Raw genomic sequence first — 827 nt, forward strand, 5'->3', positions numbered from 1 at the left:
TTTGGAGGCAGCGGCCGAAGGTGGGGGTAGCGATTGGGGTGAAGTCGTAACAAGGTAGCCGTAGGAGAACCTGCGGCTGGATCACCTCCTTTCTATGGAGAAATTCCTAAATGTTCTAATTGAACATTAGGTAATTGTTGGTTCCTTAATCTCTGTTTAATTTTGAGAGACTAAATTGTGACCTTAAGTGGTCATTTTGTTTCTCAAGAGGAAGAAATTTCTTGTTGACCAATATGCGTCAGCATGATAATATATTCTTCCACTCGATGAAAGTCGAGATTGTTCTTTGAAAATTGCACAGATTAAAAACAAATCAAATTGTTACTCAAACTAACTACAAACTAGAATGGGTATACAATTTCGCAAGTTGCATCGGAAGATGTAACTATAAAAATTATAATGGTCAAGCTACGAAGAGCACATGGTGAATGCCTTGGCACTAGGAGCCGACGAAGGACGCGATAAGCTGCGATAAGCTTTGGGTAGGCGCAAATAGCCAGTGATCCAGAGATTTCCGAATGGGGCAACCCCTACAGTCAAAACTGTGGATCGTGCACTGAATAAATAGGTGTACGAAGGTAACCCAGGGAACTGAAACATCTAAGTACCTGGAGGAAGAGAAAGAAACATCGATTTCCTAAGTAGCGGCGAGCGAAAGGGAAAGAGCCCAAACCAGCTATTTATAGCTGGGGTTGAGGACAGTTCATAAACAAAAGCAGGAGTTAACTGAAGCGAGCTGGAAAGCTCCGCTATAGAGTGTAATAGCCACGTAAGTGAAAACGGAAGCTTTTAGAACTGATCCAGAGTACCACGAGACACGTGAAACC

2 rRNA genes are annotated in these 827 nt (G+C 42.7%); both read left to right on the forward strand.

The window, feature by feature from the left end:
* Positions 1–92: ribosomal RNA gene (locus JK636_RS18495) — 16S ribosomal RNA — on the forward strand; the annotation flags it as partial.
* 309 nt (positions 93–401) lie between these two features.
* Positions 402–827, forward strand: a 23S ribosomal RNA gene (locus JK636_RS18500); the annotation flags it as partial.

Source organism: Clostridium rhizosphaerae, assembly GCF_016765585.1.
GTDB classification, from domain to species: Bacteria; Bacillota; Clostridia; order Clostridiales; family Clostridiaceae; genus Clostridium_AT; species Clostridium_AT rhizosphaerae.